We start from the raw sequence: 22,486 nt of genomic DNA, 5'->3' as shown, positions 1-22,486 counted from the left end.
CCTCAATTATAATTATTTTACGATTTCTGTTATTGGATCTTTGGCTGTCACAGTATATTTACTTATAAAAGTAGTAGTGCCAAGAGTTAAAATCCAAAAAATACTTGCTATGAAAAAAGCTAAAGTAGCTTTATGTAAATAACTATACTTTATATTAGCTATTTGAGCATTTCTATAAGCTTGAGTTGATAGATCTTTTGAGAAATCTTGCTTTGATATATTATCTATATTTTGATTGAACGTAGTGAGATCATTTTGAATAATAGTACCAAAAAAAATATTCGATAAATTAGGAGGTTCAAATTTTGGTTTGAAACCAGCCTTACAAAAATAGACGCTAATAATAATAGCTAATACCGTAATAAAATATAAGATATCAAGAAATAGAGCTGGATCTTTATTCTTAAAATAACTGCTTAGACTAGCTAACATTGCTAGATTAAGAGTTACTATAGCACCTATTTTTAGGTCACCATTACTAATCCAAGCAAGCTGTCTTTCTAGCAACCACTTATTCTTTTCAATATTTTCATCTTCGCTAAAGTTGCTCATCTAATTTCACACTTATCCATTGTATTGCAACATGTTAGCTTAGCGTTTTTAACGTCTTTCCAAAAATTATCTTCGGCTGTTACTCTATTATATTCGTCAATTGCTATATAAAAAACCATCTTTGCACATTGAACCTTATTCCCTTCTACATATCTATGTAAACTCTTACCATAGCTACTATATACATAAGTTAATTCATTACTATTTTGACTACCACGGAAAGCTAAAAGTAATAGCTTTTTATCATAGAACAAATGGTAATAAACATTGCTAGGAAGCGCTTTATTTTCTTTTACTACAATTTCTATTTTTTCAACTGCAAGAGAAATACCATATTTGCTTAGCTTTTCTAAATTAAATTCAACACGCCCTTGATAGTAAGCTGCATCCGCATGAGACCATTCACCATATTTTTTTGACCAACACCTGTATTTACTTACAAAAACTTGAGCTTTTAGAAATTCCTTCACAAGGTTAAGCCACATTTCTGGAGTATTCTTAGTTGTATTATCTAAGAGTCCTAAACAAAAAAAACCACCTCTATTTATGTGTCTGTTAGGGCAGAAGTCAGGTAGCTCGTTTCGAGCCTCCCTGACTTTTATTATGTTTTTATCCTCTATAACCTCTAGGGAAAAAATCTCTGGTTTTCCATTAGCGCCGTATATTTTTAAGTCAAAAAATATACTCTTAAGATTCATAATATTAAAAGGGATTTTGATCTCTTCTAAATATAGTTTAAGTTCATTTAACAATAGCATGAGCTTTTAATCTAGATTGAGTAGCGGCATTTTTGTTAGATTCATATAGGTTTTCTGGTTCATTTTTCATCGAGGCTTGATGGTCTAGACTTTCAATTTGCTCAAAGGTTAAATCTGCAGATGATCTATTGGTAAATAGATTCTGATACTCCAAAGTCAAATTTTTGTATGCGTCAACCCCAATCCTTGTTTCGGTCATCTCATTACATAGCATTTGCTCTTTTTCTGATGCAATTGTAGAAAGACCTAAAGAACAGCGAGTTGATGAACCTATTTTCCCTACTCTTGTAAGCGATGTAACCCCAAGTTCATAGCCAATTGCTAACCCTAAGCTATCCGCATCAATTCCAAAATTCTCTTGAAGCTTATTTAAGCTCAAGTTAAAACTGCTTCGTAAACCACTTACAGCTTCAGTACCCACAATGGCTGTTTTTTCATAATCAGTATGACTTTTAGAGCCTTCACAGATTAATCCGTGCATACAATCACCAATGAATCTAACTCGTCGACCACTAAAATCTTTATATAAACAATCATCTAGCTCAGATCTAAGCACATGTAAACATCTGATAATATTTTCTTTTCCTTCCACCGAGCCTAAATTTCCGCTTACATAGTCTGTAAAACCATCAATATCAGCATATATGGACAGTATTTCCTGTCGCTTTGCAGACTTGTAATACAATGAAGATAAATCTAAACCTTTTAAAGGAGGTTCAGTACGACTGAAGCTAAAGTCTTTCAAGAGCTTATTGTTGTGGCGCAATTCTTCAATAACTTGATCTGATGTAACATCTTTTTCAATTTTAGCTCTCTTGACTGATGAGTTAATTTCGTCAGTAGTTAGGCTTGTGTTTTTAGTATCTTCTACAGTTACTAGTTCTAAAATATTTCTAGAATTGCTCGTCAGATAGATGCCTTTAGTCTTTCCATATACATGTTTTGCTGCATGATTTGCCGGATTACCTAAAAACAATGGCTCTCTCTCGCTTCTCCGACCATTATTTACTGCAAGAGCAACCCCTGTATCTATACCGATTCTGATTTTTGCTGCTGGAATAGCATCATCACCGTTAAAACTTCTTTGTTCTTCAACTACTCTAATAATTAATTCACTTATGGCAACGCACCTATCTAAGCGTTTTTTTTCATCTTTGTTATCTCCATAAGGTCTAGGAATAACGGCATGCAAACGTTGATTATGGAAGTCTACAAAAATAGCATCAGTTTTTTCTAATATGAACCTAATCGCACGGAAATGTGAGTCAAAAAACCTTAAAGCTTTTTTATGAGAGCTTTCTGTTTCACTACCTTCAGTATCTGCTAATATTTTATTAAGATTTAATATATCAACATATAGGTGAACAGCGTCCATCTCATAAGCTTTATTTACAGGTATTTTCCCTAGATCTAATGATCTTTTATAAGTCACAATTTCAACGTTCTCAACTTCTTTACAAAGCTGGTCAATATGGTCTTCAGCTCTACCACTATTCCAATTGTAATACATAATTTATCCCTCAAATCAAAGAAGTAATATGGGGGCTTAATCTAAATTTGCAATTACACTTACTTGTCTATAACAAAAGCTATGTTCTATATCGTTAGTTGGGCTTTAATATTCAAGATAATCTCTAATGGGACGCTTTTTGAACTGTGAACCGGCCTATACTAAAAAAGGCGTAAAGCTACTTAGGTCATGTCTCATACGAGAATAGATATTTAATATTAATTGACACGCATAATGAAAGAACATATAACTTTCAGCCATTCAAAATGAAAGTCCTAAGCAAGCTATCAACTCTTATGTTCACTTTAAACGCAGGTATAGTCGCGTTTTCGATAGATTCAAAGTGTGCTTTTGCTTTGGTCTTATTGACGGTCTCTTTTAGTTCGTCATAAAGACCAAATTCATTGATTGTGGCTTCCGTAACCTGTCTACTCATAAGCTCACGCAATTTTGCCTCATTAAGTCCTAAATCATCTGAGAGCTGGTGTATTTCATCACTCTCAGCTTGAGCTTGATACTTAGTGATATAGTCTTTAAAAGTGGTGTTGGCATCGACTTTAACTTTGCCGCGCTGTACATCATTTAAAAATATATTGGCATGCTTTTGCTCTGCTTGACTAAGCGATGGAAAGGCCTGATGCAGCTCATTTAGGGCCTGTTCAGCACCTTCTAAGTCAATCAGTTCAAGGTATTTATCAAAACGAGCATTTAGATAGTCGGTATCAATTCTGTCGGTATTAATTTCCGTTAAGTAGCCTGAAATATCAAATGGAACGTCACCATCACCACCTGATCCTCCGCCTGAAAACAGCTCTTTATAGCGCATCGCAAGCACCAAGTAAGTCTGTTCATCAAAATCTAAGCTGACACTACTATCGTCAAATTCATAAGTTTGTTGATCCCACACAAAGCCCTGTATTTCTGCAGCTTCTAGGTAGTCATTAAGTAGCTTAAACAGCTTGGCAAACTTAGCTTGACTCGCCTCCTCAGTGGGTAGCGCTTCAAAGTTTTGTACACTAGCAATGGCAAATACTTCTACTGTCTCTGCAAATACTCTATTCATCTCATTTAGATTTTTCTCAAGCTTATCTACAAAGAGCCCAAGAGGCTTATCACCAGAGTACAGCTTGATAGCTGCCGCAATATTACGCTCCATACTATGTGGCTTACGGTAATAACGTATCGTACCGAAGGGTTTATCAGGGCCAAATAATCGATTGGTACGAGAGAACGCTTGAATGATACTTTCATAGCGGATGAGCTTATCTAGATATAAGGTGTTTACCCACTTAGAGTCAAATCCTGTTAGCAGCTGCTCAACCACAATAAGGATGTTCAGTTGATCCGCTGGGGTACGCTCAATGAGCTTATATTCAACTTTGTGGGATAAACGATTAGCAATGTCTTTTTTAAATTTGCTATGACTAGAGATTGTAAATTTTTGCTCAAACTGAGCGTTATAGTCCTCTATGATTTCAGCTAGGCCCTGCTCTTTAAAAATTGAGGTGGTTTCATTGCCTTCGTTAGGATCGAATAAAGCACTTATTTTTAAATCCAGATTACCCTCGGCTATTTTTTGTTTAAGTAGCCTATAGTAGGTAATGGCCTCAGTAATACTGCTGGTAGCGAATAGCGCATGAAATTTATTACCACGGCTCAAGGTTGGATAATTATCTAAGATATCAGCTACCACTTGTTCTTGGTGTTCTGGCGTTAGATACTGCACTTTCGGCAAATAGTCCTCAATACCTTTATTATATGTACCGTCAGCAGAGGTATCACCCGCCATAGGCACGTCGTTCATAAATTTATAATACTTTTTCTGCTTAACGTCATCCGCTAAAGCGTCAGATTCGCTATCCGCTTTTGCTTGATGGAGGGCAACGACCTGGCGAACCTCTTTATCTTTAAAAGTTGCCACACGGTACAAATCAAAGCCTAAGACATTACGGTCACGAATGCCATCAGCAATGCTATAACGATGTAATTCATTACCAAAGATAGTCGCGGTGGTACTCATCTTACGCTGATTTTCATCGTGTATTGGCGTACCTGTAAAACCAAATAGCATAGCGTTAGGAAAAGTCTGCTTAATGGTTTGCAGCATCTCACCAAAGGTAGAGCGGTGAGCCTCATCAACGATAAATACCAAGCGCTTATCTTGCATAACGGTCAAGTCATGCGCGTTCATCGCATTATTATCGGCCTTAATGTTGCTCATCTTTTGAATAGAAGTGACAATCAAGACGTCAGCAGGATCATCACTCTTAAGCTTGCTTATTAGCGCATTAGTATCTTCAGTAGCTTGTACACTTTGGCTTTCTTCAGCAAAGCTCTTATAAGCATCAAGTGACTGCGTACCTAGCTCAATTCTATCCATCAAAAACACCACTTTATCAGCGTCTTTTGAGCTGGCAATCAGTTGTGCTGACTTAAAGCTAGTCATGGTTTTACCAGAGCCTGTAGTATGCCAAACGTAGCCGCCTAACTGGCTGTTTTTACTTTGCCACTGCGTCGTAGATACCTTGTCTGATATGGCGTTAGCGGCATAATACTGATAGCTGCGCATGACCTTTAGCACCCCATCGGCATTATCTGCCACGGTATAAAAGCCAATAAGCTGATGAGCCATAGGAATCGACAGTAATGAAGCGGCGATGTCTTTGTAACTGGTGTATGGCTCGTTATAGACGTTGGCCCACTGAAAATAATACTCAGGTTTAAAATTACCATCTGGATTGGCAAAATAAACCGTTTCATCCGGTGTCATCGCGACGAATATCTGCACTAGGGCAAAGAGTCCGCTAAAGATACCGGCTTCGGCATATTTTTCGATTTGAATCCATGCTTGACTGACGGCGATACCGCTTTTTTTAAGCTCAAGATGAAATACAGGCATACCGTTGATGAGTAGCATCAGATCGCCACGGCGATTTTTTAGAATAGGTGATTTGGTAGGAAATAGCGGCTGCTTTACGATTTGATAACGGCTTTGACCGGCGGCGATTTCATGACGGTTATAAATACTAAGACTGATTTCTTTGCCGTAGTGCAAGGTGTCATCTGGGTTATCACGGGTAATGGCGACACTGTTACCATTGATAAAACCGTTTAGCTGGAGCGGCGTCTTTAAGGTATTGATCTGCTCGATGAGCTGCTGCATCTCGCTATCAGTCAATGGAATGTTGTTAAGTCGGTCCGGATTGCGATTGTTCTGAAATAAAATATTGGCCCAGTTGTCTATTAAATCCTGCTCTGTCGGACGGTTGATAACCGTCTTTTCCCATCCCTTTTGAATAAGAATTTTGATAAGGGCGTTTTCAAACTCATCTTCTGATTTAAAAGTCATGGGCTTGCCTTATGGCGTTAGATTACTTTACGTTAAATGTGGATTAGGAACATAGTTATACAAACATCTTTGCCAATAGGGCTTTTTTAAGATTTTCGAGGGCTTTGAGCTGCTTGGCTTGTAAGGCCAAGGTGTCATCTAATTGTTTGAAGAAGTTGCCAATGGCGGTTTGTTCCTCAATATTAGAAGGTATCAGGATTTCTATTACACTAAGCTGTTTTTTCGAAATTTCTAAAAAGGTGGAGCCAGAAGCTTTTTCCAGTGCATACTCTTTAAGTAGATGACCCATAGAGTAAAGAAAATAGACGTCTATGTCTTTTGCTATGAAAGACTGAAAGCCTTGATTGGTAGCTGCATCATTTCTTAGTATCGCCATATCACCAATACCTGCTCTAGATGTAAATAAAATAGTTTTATGAGCTGGTAAAATCTGTGCTGAGCTTTTCTGTAGACCTAACTCTGTAATGGTTTTGACACTGTTGTCAGCATATACTTTCTTACCTATTTCCGTCGGTGAATACCAATCGATTTCGCCACCCCAAAAATCTGAGTTAGTCGTGTCAGGTGTGCCGCCGCCAACTATCTCTACAACCTCCTCTAACCTCTTCTCAACCCAATTTCCACTAAATCCTTGTAAACGGATCTCAGGCTGGCTTTTTCCTGCTTGAGGGAACATTTTGTTGAGGAAGGATTTTTTAAGGGTTTTGGTTTTTTTATACTTACTTCTAGATAATGCAATAGTTTCGTCGATATGCTGAAAGAAGTTACCGATGGTGGTTTGCTCTTCAAGGTTTGGGAAACTTAATAATAATGATTTTAAGTCTGAGTTTCTGATATGAACGACTGATTTACCTTGAGCCTTTTTAGATAATTCTGACTTACTTTGTCCATTTGAAATTTTAAGTGCCGTAAATGTTGAGCTATAAGCATCACTTAACCCCACTATATTCAAATCACCGCCTAATATAATCCCTTTTTGTTTTACCGCAGAGGCACGAGCAATATCTTCTGCTGTTTCTCCCGACGCAGGTACAATAATTTCATTACCTTGAGATTTGATAGAGTTTTTATTTTCATTAACGAACGTATCTACTTTATCTATGACAGTTTGATACTTGGTGTACAGACGACCGTATAAAATAATAGGGTGGCCACTTGATCTCAAATCTGATTTTGAATAGCCACTTCCTTTCGAAAAATTAGCGATATCTCCTAATTTTTTCTCAACCCAATCTCCACTAAACCCATTAAAACGTATGTTTGGCATGTTGTTATTTACATTCATATTACGCTCTATTTATTAAAAGTTGCAGTAGTGAGATGTTGATATAGTAGGAGCTACGTCCGATTTTCTCTTTTTGTAGTAGTCCAATATCGGTCAGCTCGTCTAAATATTTAGTAGCGGTGATGCGCGACACGTCTAAGTCATCCATCACAAACTCTATCTTGGTATAGGGATGATTAAATAGGTTGTTTAGCAGCTCTTGGCGATAGATTTTGGGTTTTTCATCGCGTATTTTAAGCTTGTACGTTTGTATCAATGCCTTGATGTCTTTAATTAACGTGATAGTGGATTTAGACGTTTCTTCTACACTATCAAGCATAAATAACAGCCAGCCTTCCCAGTCACCAGTATCTCGAACGTGCTGTAGATAGTGATAGTAATCAGCCTTATGGCGAATCAGGTAGTGGCTAAGGTATAAAACAGGCAAATCTAGTAAGCCTTGCGCCACTAGATAGAGAATATTTAAAATCCGTCCTGTACGTCCATTACCATCATAGAACGGATGGATACTCTCAAACTGATGATGAATGACCGCCATTTTTACCAGTGGGTCCAGATCGCAGATCGCATCATCATTTATGAAGGTGGCGAGATTATCCATCAATACTTTGATATCGTCGCCGTGTTGGGGCGGCGTATAGACTATGTCGCCTTGGCTGTTTTTGAGAGTAGTACCTGGCAGCTTACGAAAGCCTGCGACGTTTTTCTCTAACTCTTCTTGAATGGCCAAAATATCACTTAAACGAATAATGCCACTTTTTCGTACTGTGTCGAAACTTGATTTTAGCGCTTGCGTATAGTTCTGTACCTCTTTGGTTGCAAGACTTTGGTTGACGATATCAAGCTCAGCTTTAAACAGCTCATCATTGGTAGTGACAATATTCTCTATCTCAGAGCTGTGCTTCGCTTCTTGTAGAGCCAAGGTATTGATCAAGATCGCTTCATTAGGGATGGATGAGACCACACCTTTGAGTTCAGCTAAATAGCGATTGGCTGAAGACAGTTTTTTTAGGACGGCTCTGGTTTCTAGCGCCTCCATATCAGGGAGCGGTAAAGGGATAATCTGATACTCGTCCATGGACACCTCTTGGGATATGTATAATATTTCAGCTTTTTTATACATGTTATGCGTATACGCATAAAAAATCAGCTTTTCTATACATGTTTATTTGATATCAGCATTTAACATAGCTAGCTTTTTAAAATGGCCTGTAGCGCTTGCAGTCCTGCACTATCGAACTCATCAGCAACTAAGTCATCTATCATATCGGCAAGCTGGCATTCTGATGCTGTAAGCTCATTCGTCGTTGCGGTATAAGTGTCTGCATACTTGTCCGCTAGCGCCCTTACTTGTCCTGTAAGGTCACTAATGACGTCATCAGCCAACTGCGCCATGACCTGTACTAACGGCTGTACCCATTTAAGGTGAAGTAGCTCATTAACCGTGTCATCATCCAGCCATTCGATAACGAGCTTAGTGAGTTGATGTAAGGCTTCGCTATCGTCTCTAATTTCAATCTTTAGCGTCTTTTCTTGTGTTAATAGCCCATCTGCCTGCACGAGCCTTGCTTCTTCACTGTCAGCTGCAAATTGATGCATCGCTTGTAAAGTTTTTAGATAGCTATTGATAGCAGATTTGCCATAAGTACCATCTTTATTTGCCTCTATGGCATCCCAGTTGACCGCTGATTCTTGAGCAATAAAATCAAGTTTTTCAGGTTTTTTAGGTTTACGGTCTAGGAATACAAGATATCGGTTTAAGCCTAAGATTTCAGGAGTTTCGATATCTTTATAAGCAGCTTTCAGTGCCTTGTTGATTTCACTAGAGGCAAAGCTGGTGTTGCTATCGTTTAGTAATTTCTCTTTTTCTTCTTCATTTAGCTCATCAATCAAGCTTTCTAATTCGCCAATGACAGCAGTTAGCTGATGCTCTTTATCCTGTAGGCTTTGCAGTCTGTCTGCTAATAGATGCTGCTGTACCAAGTAAAAAGGCAGGATGTGACCGGCCCAACCTTCTTGAACCTCTTCGTCTTTGCCGTTTACCTTTTTAAGTACCATATTGGGATTAACAACAGTGGTGGCAGCAAAACTTTCTGTTTTGATAATTTCTAAATCTACTGTTATGAGTTGCCACTGATCATCGAGTGCTTGATAAGCGATGTATTTATTAATTAATAAAAAATCTTGCAGACGAGTAAAAATGTCATTTGCTAATACATCTTCTTGCCTTGATATTTTCAGGTTATCCAAGTTAGTAATCAGCTGTTGATCCAGGTAGTCAGCAAAATCGGCAAAACCACTGCGGTAACGCTCAAAAAATGCTTTTACGTCATGGTTCTGGTAGATATGTGGCTCAATATCGGTTGTCGCAAGCTCGTAATAAGGCTTATCTTCTTCCTGATTAAACAAGCTGCCTTTGAGACTTGGGAACGCTGTCCAGTAACGATCAAGCGCATCAATCTCATTTCTCGGGATACCGCCAAACATAGTGGCATAAATATCCCAAGCAGTAGCTGCTTCAGCAGAGTCTACATATCGTGGAATGTTTAGATTGTAGCCTTGATCACGTATATCTTGTTGGCTGACCACACGGGCGTATTTGTCAATATCTTGACGGTCAATAACCGCATCCGTGATTTTTTTGATATGCGATGCTTGTAGTTGGTTGTCTTTGCCAACTTTTATAAAATCTTTTGAAGCATCTATGATTAGCACATCTGTGTTGACGCGTTTTTGTTTGAGAATGATGATAACCGTAGGAATACCTGTGCCAAAGAAGATATTAGCAGGCAGCCCAATAATGGTATCGATATGATTATAGTCGATAAGATTTGTGCGAATTTTTTCTTCTTCACCGCCACGAAATAATACGCCGTGAGGCAGCACAATCGCCATGATACCGTCTGGTTTGAGATGATATAGGTCGTGAAGTAAAAAGGCATAGTCTGCCTTAGTTTTTGGTGCAAGGCCAAAACGAGCATAGCGCGGATCAGACTCTTTGTTGGCAGAGTCCCATTCTTGTGAATAAGGAGGATTAGATACCACAGCATCTACGTGCAAGATGTTATAGCTATTGACTGGGTCAGCTTCATCAAAGTATGGCCAATCATCCTCTAACGTATCCGCATTACGAGTAAAGATATTAGAAGGCAAAACCCCGCGCATGATTAAGTTCATACGAGTCAAGTTATAGGTATTTTGTTTGAGTTCTTGGGCGTAGTATTTGACGTTGTTTTTACTATCAATATGTCTGGCAATAGATTGACCGATATTAATAAGTAGCGAACCTGAACCACTGGTTGGGTCATAGATAGCAATATTGTCTCGATCTTTTAGATGGTCTGCAATAATCTCAGACATCAACAATGACACCTCGTGTGGGGTGTAAAACTCACCAGCTTTTTTACCTGCATTGGCTGCAAACATACCCAAAAGATACTCATAGATGAAGCCAAGAACATCATAATCTTGCTTACCATCCATAGGAATACTTTTAATCAAATGAATCAAACTACTGGCCGCTTTGGTCTGAGATGCCGCATCTTTACCAAGATTGCTTAAGCCAGTTTGTAAGGTTGAAAAGATACCTTCAAACACCTTCTTGTTCTCTATGTGCCGTGAAAATGAGTTTAGTGCATCACGTATGTTAGCAATCTCAAAATCACTACTTTTACTTATCCAGGTCGAAAACAGATGCGTATAAGGAATAAAGTAGCCAAGGTTTTCTTTAATAAACTCGACAGCTTCAACGTCTTCTTCCGTCAAGCTGCTAATATTCTCATCAGTAAAATCATTAGCTTTTAAAAATTGCAATTCTTTATCTGATAAAAATTTGTAGAACATAAACCCGATAATATAGTCTTTATATTCATTCGCTTCGATCTTAGAGCGCATTTGATTGGCGGATTGCCAGATTTTGTTAGCTAGTTGTTGTTTATTCATAAGGCAGTTTGGTCTTTATAAGTGATCAAGGAGATGGCGGCATGGTGTCAGATTGTAGCGGTTAACAGGTCTGAAGGCAAAACGCTATTTCATCAACTAACAACATTTTAGTAAACTCATCATTACGTCATTAGTTTGCAAATTTTGGTTACATAATTTTTTAATCGTATATCAATTCAAATTCTGCTTACTAATTCATTAAATAATGATCCTTTAGCTCAACTGGCAGTTTTAGACTGAAGGTCTTTCATGGGTGTTATTTCAATTGACATAAACTAGAACGTGTTATCAGTTAGCAGAGCTATTTTAAAATAAGGTATAATAAGAATCAAAAGTACTCTTCTACGTAGACTGAGTGACTTTAGTATTATTACTAAGTATAACGGCTCGGGCGAAGTTTTCGTATTGTGCAATAATAAAAATGCACAGTCATAATATAACGTTATAAGTTACGTAATTAAACATATTATGCAGAAATTAGGGGTTGTAAATTTCATAGGTGTGCCATTTAATATCGCTAGCTACGCCTTACTTACCCATATGGTGGCGCAAGTTTGTGGATTAGAGGTTGGTGAATTTGTTTGGACGGGCGGCGATTGTCATATTTACCAAAACCATCGTGAGCAAGTTGAATTACAGCTGACACGCGAGATTTATACCTTGCCAACCTTGACCCTGAATCCTAATGTGACCGATATTTTTGCTTTTAACTATGATGATATCAGCGTCGATGGTTATGAATCGCACCCTGCTATTAAAGCCAAGGTTGCAGTCTAATTTTTTATCGCTTTAATATTAAAAGACAATAAAAAGGATATGTTATGAGTTATGCCAATACCGAAGTTGCCCAAATCGCGGCTATCAGTAGCAATCGCTGTATCGGCAAAGAGAATGAGCTACCGTGGCATATCTCAGCAGACTTGCAGCATTTTAAAAGCATGACAACTAAGCAAAATGAGAGCGCGATACAAGGTATCGTCATCATGGGTCGTAAGACTTTTGAGTCAATGGGCAGCCGACCACTGCCAAAACGTATCAGCTTTATTATCACCACCCAACTAGATTATGCTGAACAAAAAGGCTTAGTCGGTAGCGAAAAAGCTTATGTGATGCACAATTTAGACGATGCGCTGACCCAAGCGGCAAGTTTGGCTCATGGTGCGCACCTTGATACTATTTGGGTCATCGGCGGCGAGCGTGTTTTTAAAGAAGCGATGATGTATACCGACCGTGTCGAGCTGACGCATGTCGATACTGACATTATGGATGGCGATGCCTTTTATCCGGAGCTGCCAAACGAGTTTGCAGTCGCAGAGGAATCTGAGCAGATACATGATGAAAAAAGTGGCTTAGATTTTAAGTTTGTGACTTATAGAAGAAAAGCCTAGTCTCATTCAATTCTTATAACTTACTACTTAAAAGGAGAAACCGCTTATGTACAATTAAAAAAGCCCAGCAAAATTAATTGCTGGGCTTAAAAAACTTTTAGACAAGACAACTGTGGAGCTAAGACTCCAATGTTAGCTTACTAATAGCATTTTTTACCTGTCGAGGGTTTATACATTTTATAGTAAATGCTAATAAGTGTCTATGTCTCCATAGTTGTGAAATTTTCATAACAAATATGGAGAAATAAATGACAAAAGTATATTGTCGTTATCCTAAAGCTGTGCATGTTCGTTGGTATTGGCGCTATCGCTTTAATCGTTGGGAGCGCGTTTGCGAGCACTGTCGCAGCTACCCAAACCAACAGTTAAGTTTTGATTTTTAACGATTCAAAAATCTTAACTGTTTAAGTTTATAATGACAACAGTCTTAGGCTGTTGTCATTTTTTTATGAAAATCCACTTATTCATGCAATACCTTATAAACCGTCTTAGCCAAAATTGGACCTATACCTTGTACTCCAGCCAGCTCTTGCTGTGACGCCCCAAGTAATTGCTGCATACCGCCAAAGTGATTGAGCAAATCGCGGCGACGCTTTTCACCAAGCCCCGGTATAACTTCTAGTACTGACGATGAACGGCGCTTATCACGTTTTTTACGGTGCGCAGTAATGGCAAAACGATGCGCTTCATCGCGAATATGCATCAATAAATGTAACGCCTTACTATCCATAGGCAAATCAAGCGGCTCATGGTCAAGGAAATGCAATACCTCAAGCCCCGCCTTACGCCCTTCACCTTTTGCCACGCTAATCAGCAGAGTGTCGCCAAGAATACCTAACTCGGTCAGCACTTCTTTAGCGATGCCAAGCTGACCTTTTCCACCATCAATCAGCAATAAATCAGGCAATGGCTGCTTCTGATAACGCCGTTTCAGCACTTGCCTCATTGCTGCGTAATCATCGCCACCGACAATATCATGAATCGCATATTGGCGATAATCACGGCGGCGCGAACCACCTTGGTCAAAGACCACGCAGCTACCAATGGTGGCCTCGCCCATGGTATGCGAGATATCAAAACACTCGATACGATCAATGGTTCGATCAGTAACGTCCGCTAAGACGTCTTTGAGTGCTCCAAAGCGCGCATGTAATTCTAGATAATCACCAAGCTTGGTTTTTAAGGCATTATTGGTATTGAGTTTTGCCAAGTCTAACCATTCAGCGCGGTGCTCACGGACGCTGGTTTTAATGACAACTTTGCTGCCAAAATGCGTTGCCAGTGCTTCACTAACCGCGACCTGATCAGGTAACTCATCGCTTAAGATAATCTCTGCTGGCAAGTCATCCGTTACCTGAAAATAGAAGGAAGTAATAAATGCCGATAGATTGTCAGCGAGTGGTTCACTGCTATCGACATCAGGAAAATAGTTCTTACCACCGAGCACGCGCCCGCCACGGACGGTCAACACGTTAACACAGGTCATGCCTGCTTGACTGGCAATCGCAATCACGTCGGCCTCGCCTTGCACGGTATAAACGGCTTGCTTCGCTTGCACTTCGCGCAGCATGGAGAGCTGATCACGATAGAAGACCGCTTTTTCAAAATCTAGTTCCTCAGCAGAAGCTTCCATTTTTTCAATCAGCGTACTATGAATATCGCTAGAATCGCCTTTGAGGAAGCGAATAGTATTATTGACATCTTCGCTATACTCTTCTGGCGACACAAAACCGACACAGGGCGCACGGCAACGCTTAATTTGATACTCAAGACAAGGGCGCTTACGTTGCTTAAAAAAGGTATTGGTACATTGACGCATCTGAAACATTTTTTGCATTAAGACTAATGTTTCTTTTGCCGCATGAGCCGATGGGAAAGGACCAAAAAAGCGACCTTTTTGATGGTTGCCCTTACCGCGTCCATAAGCCAGACGCGGATACGGCTTATCTGCTGAAATAAACACATAAAGATAAGATTTATCATCGCGCAATAGCACGTTATAAGGCGGGCGATATTCTTTAATCAGATTTTGCTCAAGCAGCAGCGCTTCGGTCTCACTACGGGTAATAATGGTTTCGATATTATGAATCCGCGCCACCAGTGCCCGCGTCTTTGGATGGTCAATGGTCTTAGCAAAGTAACTGTTGACGCGGCTCTTTAGCGACTTGGCTTTACCAACATACAGAATATCGCCATTTTTACCCAGCATTTTATAGACCCCTGGTAGATTCGGCAGGCGCTGGATTAAGTGCTTAAGGCGGGCTTTTTTATCGTCGACGGGACTCGATGCGGAGACATTGACCATAGAATTTCTGACTCTTAAATTAGGGCTTTAAAATTAGCACACATTAAAAATGTGAGTAATATCATCATTTATGGGGCAACAACCAGTATTTTGCAAGCCAATAGTGAGCTTAGCAACAACCATAAAAAAGCCAGCATCGAGGCTGGCTTTTATAGCAAACTTTAAAAATCTAGTGGCGGAAATTTGGCAATAACGCTGGAATACCCGGCAACATACCAACGATTGCCATAACTCCTGTTAATATCACAAAAGTGACCACAGGAATAATCCAGCGGCTCATTTTGGTCAGATTGGCACTGCGCTCTTTTGAGCCAATTAAACCTAAGTTGTCTAGTACTAGGGTAATCGACCAACCAAAGGCTGGATTGACCAAGGCTGAGGCAAAAACGACAATGGCCGCAGACTGGGTGGTTTTACCTTCGCGTGTCATCTCCATCCCTGCTTCAAGCAGCGGTATAAACACACCAACGATCAGCGCCACGCACATGACTGGTTCCCAAATGGCTAAATCCATGGGATAACCCCAAACGCCTGCAATAATACAGAACAGAGCCGTTAAAATTGCACCGGCTGGAATAGGACGTTTGGCAATCGCTGCCGGTACAATATACGTGCCCCATGACGATGCAAAGTTCGCGCCGCCCAATAAAGAGCCTGCCACCTGACGAATAGATGCACTGGTCATGGTATCATCGATATCCATCAGCACGCGCTCAGTACGTTTCGGATAGCTAATTTTTTGAAAGACCTGATGACCTAAAAAGTCTGGTGACCACATAGCAACGGCCAATACCGCAAATGGCAGCACTACAATAAAGCTCTCAATCGTTGGCAAGCCTAACATCCAACCCGTATTTTCACCCCACCAATACATCGGGTTCATATGCGGTAGACCGGGTGCTGTTTTAAAGGCAAATGGCGCGCCCATCGCAAAGGCAACCCCGCCGCCTAACAGACAGCTCAGTGGCACAGCCAGCCAACGCTTTTGGTAATTCTCTAAGACCGCATATAAGATAATCGTCAGTAGAATCACCACAAAAGCAATATGCGACATGCCAATGCCTTCAGCCCACGTAAATAGGTTTTTAACTTGGGAGGTGGTGCCGATAAAGCCTAAATACAGCAGTAAACCACCGCACACACCTTTACTGGTCAAGTTTGCCAGCAGACTGCCGCCTTTACTGATGGCAAGTAACAAGCCAAAAGCACCGATTAGCAAACCAAAAGCCATCGGGTGACCGCCAGCGGCAACGACGATAGGAATGAGCGGAATCAGTGGACCGTGCGTACCGGCAAGGTTAGCAGTTGGCAGTAGAAAACCCGAGAATAAAATAATAAAAAAGGAAACGATTAGCAGCTCATAGCGGACGTTTTCTAGGACAAAGGCATCACCTAAACCAAGCGGGCCGGCAAAGGTTGCCGCAATAGCACCTACCATCACCACTTTACCAATGGTCGCCGCCATCGCTGGAATCGTATCTTCATACTCAAAACGATAATCACGGAACGGCAAGTTTGGACGCCAGCGTTTCGGCTGCATGATTTGTAGTTCATGATTGAGATAGGCGTTACGATTTTTAAAACTAGAATTGGGCTTATGTAAATCTACATAGCTGCCTTGCAAATCTTTATCAGAAGGGATTGATTGCTGCGGGTTGGACCCTGAGGCGGGAAGCTGTGTACCACTCATCACATTTCCTTATGTCGACTGAGATTTGAGCAGTTTTATTTACCCTAATATGGCGTAAAATAATACAGTGTAAATAAAGTCACTCAAAACAAAATGCCGCTATTGTAAGGTATCAGTAGGGATAATGCGAGGCTTTAACAATTAAAAGATACTATCCGTATCGTTATGAAAAGTATTTTTTATGACTCGGTGGTCGATAGTTAGAAAATAGTAATGAATACCCTTAAGAGATAAGCGTTATGATACTAATAGCGCTATCGTTACGCTTTAAAGCTGGTGGGCTTAGGTGTTTTTCACTATGATAAATGTCTTTTTATGACTTATTGCTTGATAGTCATACCTTACAAACAACCATGCTTGCTGTCATATTCAACTTAATACAATAAAAACACGTTATACGATAAAAATAATCCATACGATAAGATGAGCAAAACCGAAAAATCAATAGGAAACATCAATGAGTTTACTGCCAAAAAAACTTGAAACACTAAGGCGTAATGCCAAAAAGAACATCATGCCATTACTTACCCCTTATTTGCTTAAAATGCGTATTAATACTTATGCGCCCTACATCGGTGCCGGTATCAAGATTGAGCATATCAATCTCGATCAAGGCTTGTGCGTCGTCAGCATGGGGCTAAACAGCTTAAATAAGAATATCGTCGGTACTCAGTTTGGTGGCAGTCTATATTCGATGGTTGATCCGTTTTATATGCTCATGCTCATGCACCAATTGGGTAGCAGCTATGTGGTTTGGGATAAAAGCTCACACATTGAGTTTGTGGCACCGGGCAACAGCAAAGTCACCGCGCGCATGAAAATCCCTAGTGATGAAATCAAAACCATTCAGGATTTAGCGAAAGACGGCGAACCCGTATTTCGTGAATATATGGTTGATATCGTCGATGAGCAACAAAAAATCATCGCTACCGTGACCAAGACTATTTACATTCGCCTGCGTAAATACAGTAAATCTAAAGACCAAATCAACCGTATAGACAATTTAGAAAGCTAACGTTAAGCTTAAAGCGTTTAACTAAAATAAAGCCCCACATACAAAAACCCCAATCTGGCAGTCGCACAGATTGGGGTTTTGTCTTTTTTGGTACTACCCGCTTATTTATATGATAAACCTATGAATAAGGGCTTGTATCTGCTTACTCTTTATTGCCGAATCGCATAATAGACGGCTCCGCAATAAAGTAATTTTAAGCACAATGCTTAAAAGCAGATACTGGATATAATTTAAGCGTCAGCTTTTGGCTTAACAACTTTAGGTGCACGCGGAGCAAGCTTCTCGCGGATACGTGCTGATTTACCAGAGCGCTCACGTAAGTAGTATAGTTTCGCACGGCGAACAGCGCCACGGCGTTTCACTTCGATGCTATCGATGATTGGTGAATGCAATTGGAATGCACGCTCAACGCCAACACCGCTTGAGATTTTACGTACGGTAAACGCTGAGTTTAAACCGCGGTTACGCTTAGCAATTACAACGCCTTCAAAAGCCTGTAAACGCTCACGCTCACCTTCACGTACTTTTACTTGAACCACAACGGTATCGCCGGGTGCAAAGCTTGGGCGCTCAATCAATTGAGCATTTTCGATGACCTGAACCAATGGATGCTTGTTGCTCATGAGAGTTATCTCCTCACATTAGATAATAGAGGCTTGACGCATATCACCTGTTTGTAATAATTAATCATAGCTATTATTAATATCTTTGATTAATAATAACTACAACGTAAATGGGTTATGACAAACGGCCATTATGCTATGACTCGTTTTATTACTGCTCAAAATTTTATTTCTTAACTGTTTATTTTTTCAACCGCTATTAACGCTGCTTTTTATCTGCTTTAGCCAATGCTTTGAGCCACTTTGCTTGCTCTACCGTTGGCGTAAACGCTTGCCATAAGTCTGGACGCCGCGTTTGCGTACGTTCGACTTGTTGGCTAAAGCGCCACTTAGCGATATTGGCATGATGACCTGAAAGTAATACTTCAGGAACCGCCATACCCGCAAACTCATGCGGCTTAGTATAATGTGGACAATCAAGCAAGCCATCGACAAATGAGTCTTGCTCAGCTGACTTGTCATCGCCCATAATATCAGGCAGACGACGTATCACACTATCCATCAGAACCATGGCTGGTAGCTCACCACCCGTTAAGACATAATCACCGAGCGATATCTCCATATCGACATACTGCGACAGTAAGCGCTCATCAATACCTTCGTAACGACCACATAATAAAATCATGCCGTCATACTCAGTCATGCTGACCACACTACTTTCACTGAGCGTCTTGCCTTGTGGTGACATATATATCACCGGACAATGCGCACTATCGACACGGCAACCGTGCTGACTGGCTCGTAGGCGCGCATCCTCAATCGCTTGGGATAATGGCTCAGCCATCATCACCATGCCAGGACCACCACCATACGGGCGCTCATCAATACGGCGATAATTATCAGTGGTATAATCACGCGGATTGATGCATTCAATCGTGACTTGTTCCTGAGTGACTGCCCGTCCCGTGATTCCAAACTCACGAATCGTGGCAAACATTTCAGGAAAAATACTAATCACGGCAAAATACATCGGATGTCTACTTGCACAATGGATAACAGTGGCTAAATAAATCGGTGTGACTATCAACAACCTTTAACGATAAAGCCGAAGCTTATCTCACCAAAACTTGTCTTAATAATTAATTATTAACCATTACTGATTAATAATCGCTTATTAATAATCACTTGGCCATGCCACAAGCACGGTTTTCTCAGCCATATTGACTGCAATCACTGTCTGCTTATGCCAAGGTATCAGGCGCTCTTCTTTATCCAAACTGTCTGAATTTGCCGTTACACGCATGATGTCATGGGCACCGGTTTCAAACATTTCAGTGATAGTGCCTAAATACTCACCTTGCTCGTTCATCACGCGCAAGCTGACCAAATCCGACCAATAATATTCGTCTTCCGCTGTTTCTGGCAAAACGTTTTGTTCGACCCAAAGGGTTACCCCATTCATGGTCTCAGCAAGGTTACGGTCAGGAATTTGCTCAAATTGAGCGACAATACCTGTCCCTTGCTCACGCCAAGCCTTTACGGTCAAAGGCTTCATGCCAGTAGCAGTTTTCATCCACCAAGGCTGCATGTCAAATATTGCCGTACGATCATCCGTATCACTAAATACCCACAGCCAGCCTTTAATGCCATAAGGCTTCTTTAGCTGACCGATTTTCATAAGTGCACTAGCGTTTGGAACAGATGACATAACGGCTAACCTAACAATGACTAAAACAGCAATGATTAAAAACGCGGCGCTGAATACAGTTCAATCAAAAGCGATAAACGCAATCAAAAGTAATAAACAGTTAATGGCGCACCCTGGTCAGACCAGTTACGCTATGTTTTCTAAAGCCGACCAATAAACGTGAACATCACGCTATCAGTACTTAGTAGCTGAAACTTAAGCAGTTGCTTCAGTTTGAGCTACAGACTTGTTATAAGCTTTTGCTAATGAAGCAACGCGATCTGAAGGTTGTGCACCTTTAGCGATCCACGCATTGTACGCTTCCATATTTAGGCGTACTGCTTCTTCAGACTCTTTAGCGAGTGGGTTAAAAAAGCCGATGTTTTCAATGTAGCGACCGTCACGCGCGCGGCGTTGATCAGCAACAACTACTTGATAAAATGGGCGTTTCTTGGCACCGCCCCGTGCTAAACGAATAACAACCATGTGAATTCTCTCTTTCGCAGGTATACCAAAAAGGGCATAATTATATCACAGTCTTGTTTTATTGAAAACATAAACTGTGCTTATTTAATTATTTATTAACAATAGCTTAAATAGCAAGGCATGTAAAACATAATTCATAATTCGTGGTCAATTTATTAGGCTTGACCCTATTAAATCGGCTACCAATTCTATCGATAAAGCCAACAACCACATTATTTGATTATGCTATCCTACAAGCAAACGCTAAGACCAAACCCTATTATTGAACCGCACAGCCAAAAAAGCTGCTTTATAAGGCTTTAAACCGTAGGCTTGTCATACTGAATAACGTTATACTTTTTATATGTCAAACTCAATAAAAAACGCTATGTTTATAGGTGATTCTTAAAAACTTATCTTATAAATATTTTGCTCAACCTTTTGGACTGCTATGATTACACCAAAATCGCAACCTCGGCGCAAAGGTCGGCTTGCACGCTCTTACTCCAATACTTGGCTGACCACTTTAATGGTGGCGTTTATTGTCATTATCAGTGTCGGGGTATCGATTTTGTTTTTTTGGCGTAGTCTGTATTTACCCGAGCTTAAAAATCATGCGCGCTATCTGACCAGCGAATTACGTTTGATGCACAGCGTCAATCAAGACTGGAAACATGACCCTGCTGTGCGGCAATGGATTTATCAGCATTCACATGTGGTGGTGGTCAATAATCCCAGCGATTTCCCGACCATAGAAGATAAAGCCTTTGTTGGCGTGTTCACTGATGTATTGCAACGTGAAATTGGCGCGCAGTTGGGTCGTCCGGTTGAGGTTTATTTTAAGTTTAAACCGACCCCTCAGCTGTGGGTGCAAGACAGCCGTGATACCAGCTTTTGGGTTCGCGAACCGGTGGTGTACTACTCGCAGTATAGCCCAGCGCTATTATGGTTATTTTTAGTAGGTTTGCCTATTTTGACCTTGCTAACCATTATTTTATTGGCGCGGCAATTAAATCGTCCTTTGAGGTATTTGCAGCGGGCGGCGACCAACTATATCCGTTTGGGTAATGCCACTACCCTACCCACCCATAACGGGCCGACTGAAATACGCCAAGTTAATATGGCCTTTAACCGCTTATTTACCACCCTCAATCAAGCACAAAAAGAGCGGACAATTATGCTAGCGGGTATTTCACACGATTTACGTACGCCGTTAACCCGTATGCGTTTGACCGCTGAGATGCTACCTGATGATTTTTTTCGTGAAGGTTTGATTTATGATATCGAAGATATGGATGCCATTTTAGAGCAGTTTATCTCATTTATGAAAGACGGCTCCGATGAGCCAGTACGCCTGACCAATTTAGATACCATCTTTAATGAGATCATGGTGCAATTTGCGCCGCTGGAATTTATCTACCAGTCCGAATGTCAAAAAATGGTTCCTATCAGGCCGATGTCTATTAAGCGTTTGGTTATCAATTTGGTTAATAATGCCAAGCGTTATGGCAAAGCACCGATTTATTTATCAGCGACCGTCGTACCAACCTTTATAGAAAAAACAGTAGTAGAAGACAGCGATGTGGTGACTGAAAACGAGGTCAATAAAGAAGCAAAAGAGCAATTAGTGATATGTGTGCGTGACTGTGGTGATGGGGTCGCAGAAGACCAGTTAGAGCGTGTTATGCAACCGTTTGAACGTGGTGAATCAGCCCGTACCACGCAAGGTAGTGGTTTAGGTCTGGCGATTGTCGACCGTATCGCGCGCTTGCATCATGGAACAGTTGAAGCGATTAATCATCCAGATGGCGGACTACAAGTTTGTGTCCGTATCCCACTCATCTCTAAAGTTGCAGGTGAGCCGTCATTGGATATCGACAGCGATAACTCATCTATCGCTGCTGATAGTATTAATAATCCGTAAATAATAACGAATAGCAGACAAGACCAGATTCGGACAATTAGCAATTAGCACTT

At 40.5% G+C, this 22,486-nt stretch carries 17 protein-coding genes and 1 pseudogene; 5 read left to right on the top strand and 13 right to left on the bottom strand.

Annotation, left to right across the window (positions count from 1 at the left end):
* Positions 1-12: 12 nt before the first annotated feature.
* The 7 genes from AC2FA3_RS12315 to AC2FA3_RS12285 form a co-directional block, all read right to left on the bottom strand.
* Complete coding sequence (locus AC2FA3_RS12315; protein ID WP_312749195.1) at positions 13-552, bottom strand: Pycsar system effector family protein; 540 nt, start codon at positions 550-552, stop codon at positions 13-15.
* Positions 549-1,304 carry an E2 domain-containing protein gene (locus AC2FA3_RS12310; protein WP_490509826.1) on the bottom strand — a complete coding sequence of 252 codons (756 nt, stop codon included), beginning with the start codon at positions 1,302-1,304 and terminating at the stop codon, positions 549-551. The genes AC2FA3_RS12315 and AC2FA3_RS12310 overlap by 4 nt, the downstream gene beginning before the upstream one ends.
* Complete coding sequence (locus tag AC2FA3_RS12305; protein ID WP_312749198.1) at positions 1,294-2,820, bottom strand: transcriptional regulator; 1,527 nt, start codon at positions 2,818-2,820, stop codon at positions 1,294-1,296. The genes AC2FA3_RS12310 and AC2FA3_RS12305 overlap by 11 nt, the downstream gene beginning before the upstream one ends.
* A gap of 253 nt (positions 2,821-3,073) precedes the next feature.
* Positions 3,074-6,169, bottom strand: coding sequence for a type I restriction endonuclease subunit R (locus AC2FA3_RS12300; protein WP_312749199.1), 3,096 nt, complete (start codon positions 6,167-6,169; stop codon positions 3,074-3,076).
* 55 nt (positions 6,170-6,224) lie between these two features.
* Positions 6,225-7,454 (bottom strand): restriction endonuclease subunit S, encoded by a 1,230-nt coding sequence (locus AC2FA3_RS12295; protein ID WP_312749200.1) that lies wholly within the window; start codon positions 7,452-7,454, stop codon positions 6,225-6,227.
* Position 7,455: 1 nt separating this feature from the next.
* Positions 7,456-8,532, bottom strand: a complete 1,077-nt coding sequence (locus AC2FA3_RS12290; protein ID WP_312749201.1) for a Fic family protein — start codon at positions 8,530-8,532, stop codon at positions 7,456-7,458.
* Positions 8,533-8,645: 113 nt separating this feature from the next.
* Positions 8,646-11,396 carry a type I restriction-modification system subunit M gene (locus AC2FA3_RS12285; protein WP_312749203.1) on the bottom strand — a complete coding sequence of 917 codons (2,751 nt, stop codon included), beginning with the start codon at positions 11,394-11,396 and terminating at the stop codon, positions 8,646-8,648.
* A 492-nt stretch (positions 11,397-11,888) separates the two neighbouring features.
* On the opposite strand from AC2FA3_RS12285, the pseudogene thyA reads away from it, so the two are divergent.
* From thyA to AC2FA3_RS12270, 3 genes and pseudogenes are all read left to right on the top strand, one after another.
* Positions 11,889-12,173, top strand: a pseudogene (gene thyA / locus AC2FA3_RS12280) (thymidylate synthase); the annotation flags it as partial.
* Between the two features lie 44 nt (positions 12,174-12,217).
* Positions 12,218-12,784, top strand: a complete 567-nt coding sequence (locus tag AC2FA3_RS12275; protein ID WP_490509825.1) for a dihydrofolate reductase — start codon at positions 12,218-12,220, stop codon at positions 12,782-12,784.
* Positions 12,785-13,032: 248 nt separating this feature from the next.
* Positions 13,033-13,167 (top strand): hypothetical protein, encoded by a 135-nt coding sequence (locus AC2FA3_RS12270; protein ID WP_490509824.1) that lies wholly within the window; start codon positions 13,033-13,035, stop codon positions 13,165-13,167.
* A 77-nt stretch (positions 13,168-13,244) separates the two neighbouring features.
* Here the strand turns inward: AC2FA3_RS12270 and uvrC are convergent, their stop codons facing one another.
* Positions 13,245-15,089 (bottom strand): excinuclease ABC subunit UvrC, encoded by a 1,845-nt coding sequence (uvrC, locus tag AC2FA3_RS12265; RefSeq protein WP_490509822.1) that lies wholly within the window; start codon positions 15,087-15,089, stop codon positions 13,245-13,247.
* A gap of 169 nt (positions 15,090-15,258) precedes the next feature.
* Positions 15,259-16,779 (bottom strand): DUF3360 family protein, encoded by a 1,521-nt coding sequence (locus AC2FA3_RS12260; RefSeq protein WP_490509821.1) that lies wholly within the window; start codon positions 16,777-16,779, stop codon positions 15,259-15,261.
* Between the two features lie 457 nt (positions 16,780-17,236).
* On the opposite strand from AC2FA3_RS12260, the gene AC2FA3_RS12255 reads away from it, so the two are divergent.
* Positions 17,237-17,794, top strand: a complete 558-nt coding sequence (locus tag AC2FA3_RS12255) for a DUF4442 domain-containing protein (RefSeq protein ID WP_490509820.1) — start codon at positions 17,237-17,239, stop codon at positions 17,792-17,794.
* A gap of 230 nt (positions 17,795-18,024) precedes the next feature.
* Here the strand turns inward: AC2FA3_RS12255 and rplS are convergent, their stop codons facing one another.
* The 4 genes from rplS to rpsP all read right to left on the bottom strand — a co-directional run bounded on the left by rplS (position 18,025) and on the right by rpsP (position 20,530).
* Positions 18,025-18,417, bottom strand: coding sequence for a 50S ribosomal protein L19 (gene rplS / locus AC2FA3_RS12250; protein WP_011281271.1), 393 nt, complete (start codon positions 18,415-18,417; stop codon positions 18,025-18,027).
* A gap of 199 nt (positions 18,418-18,616) precedes the next feature.
* Positions 18,617-19,387, bottom strand: coding sequence for a tRNA (guanosine(37)-N1)-methyltransferase TrmD (gene trmD, locus AC2FA3_RS12245; protein ID WP_490509819.1), 771 nt, complete (start codon positions 19,385-19,387; stop codon positions 18,617-18,619).
* A gap of 144 nt (positions 19,388-19,531) precedes the next feature.
* Positions 19,532-20,065 carry a ribosome maturation factor RimM gene (gene rimM / locus AC2FA3_RS12240; protein WP_490509817.1) on the bottom strand — a complete coding sequence of 178 codons (534 nt, stop codon included), beginning with the start codon at positions 20,063-20,065 and terminating at the stop codon, positions 19,532-19,534.
* A 195-nt stretch (positions 20,066-20,260) separates the two neighbouring features.
* Positions 20,261-20,530 carry a 30S ribosomal protein S16 gene (gene rpsP, locus AC2FA3_RS12235; RefSeq protein ID WP_010197931.1) on the bottom strand — a complete coding sequence of 90 codons (270 nt, stop codon included), beginning with the start codon at positions 20,528-20,530 and terminating at the stop codon, positions 20,261-20,263.
* Between the two features lie 430 nt (positions 20,531-20,960).
* On the opposite strand from rpsP, the gene AC2FA3_RS12230 reads away from it, so the two are divergent.
* Positions 20,961-22,433: an ATP-binding protein gene (locus AC2FA3_RS12230; RefSeq protein ID WP_490509816.1), complete on the top strand. Its 1,473-nt coding sequence runs from the start codon at positions 20,961-20,963 to the stop codon at positions 22,431-22,433.
* Positions 22,434-22,486 lie beyond the last annotated feature (53 nt).

The organism is Janibacter sp. CoH_79_TC_3 (genome assembly GCF_058197955.1).
The sequence above is the reverse complement of the archived record's forward strand: the minus strand, read 5'-3'. Positions and strand labels throughout refer to the sequence as shown.

What these genes read in the sequence shown, in the direction of transcription:
- AC2FA3_RS12315 (WP_312749195.1), bottom strand. Translation starts at nt 552, where the DNA reads ATGAGCAACTTTAGCGAAGATGAAAATATTGAAAAGAATAAGTGGTTG.
- AC2FA3_RS12305 (WP_312749198.1), bottom strand. Translation starts at nt 2,820, where the DNA reads ATGTATTACAATTGGAATAGTGGTAGAGCTGAAGACCATATTGACCAG.
- AC2FA3_RS12300 (WP_312749199.1), bottom strand. Translation starts at nt 6,169, where the DNA reads ATGACTTTTAAATCAGAAGATGAGTTTGAAAACGCCCTTATCAAAATT.
- AC2FA3_RS12295 (WP_312749200.1), bottom strand. Translation starts at nt 7,454, where the DNA reads ATGAATGTAAATAACAACATGCCAAACATACGTTTTAATGGGTTTAGT.
- AC2FA3_RS12290 (WP_312749201.1), bottom strand. Translation starts at nt 8,532, where the DNA reads ATGGACGAGTATCAGATTATCCCTTTACCGCTCCCTGATATGGAGGCG.
- AC2FA3_RS12285 (WP_312749203.1), bottom strand. Translation starts at nt 11,396, where the DNA reads ATGAATAAACAACAACTAGCTAACAAAATCTGGCAATCCGCCAATCAA.
- AC2FA3_RS12275 (WP_490509825.1), top strand. Translation starts at nt 12,218, where the DNA reads ATGAGTTATGCCAATACCGAAGTTGCCCAAATCGCGGCTATCAGTAGC.
- AC2FA3_RS12270 (WP_490509824.1), top strand. Translation starts at nt 13,033, where the DNA reads ATGACAAAAGTATATTGTCGTTATCCTAAAGCTGTGCATGTTCGTTGG.
- uvrC (WP_490509822.1), bottom strand. Translation starts at nt 15,089, where the DNA reads ATGGTCAATGTCTCCGCATCGAGTCCCGTCGACGATAAAAAAGCCCGC.
- AC2FA3_RS12260 (WP_490509821.1), bottom strand. Translation starts at nt 16,779, where the DNA reads ATGAGTGGTACACAGCTTCCCGCCTCAGGGTCCAACCCGCAGCAATCA.
- AC2FA3_RS12255 (WP_490509820.1), top strand. Translation starts at nt 17,237, where the DNA reads ATGAGTTTACTGCCAAAAAAACTTGAAACACTAAGGCGTAATGCCAAA.
- rplS (WP_011281271.1), bottom strand. Translation starts at nt 18,417, where the DNA reads ATGAGCAACAAGCATCCATTGGTTCAGGTCATCGAAAATGCTCAATTG.
- trmD (WP_490509819.1), bottom strand. Translation starts at nt 19,387, where the DNA reads ATGTATTTTGCCGTGATTAGTATTTTTCCTGAAATGTTTGCCACGATT.
- rimM (WP_490509817.1), bottom strand. Translation starts at nt 20,065, where the DNA reads ATGTCATCTGTTCCAAACGCTAGTGCACTTATGAAAATCGGTCAGCTA.
- rpsP (WP_010197931.1), bottom strand. Translation starts at nt 20,530, where the DNA reads ATGGTTGTTATTCGTTTAGCACGGGGCGGTGCCAAGAAACGCCCATTT.
- AC2FA3_RS12230 (WP_490509816.1), top strand. Translation starts at nt 20,961, where the DNA reads ATGATTACACCAAAATCGCAACCTCGGCGCAAAGGTCGGCTTGCACGC.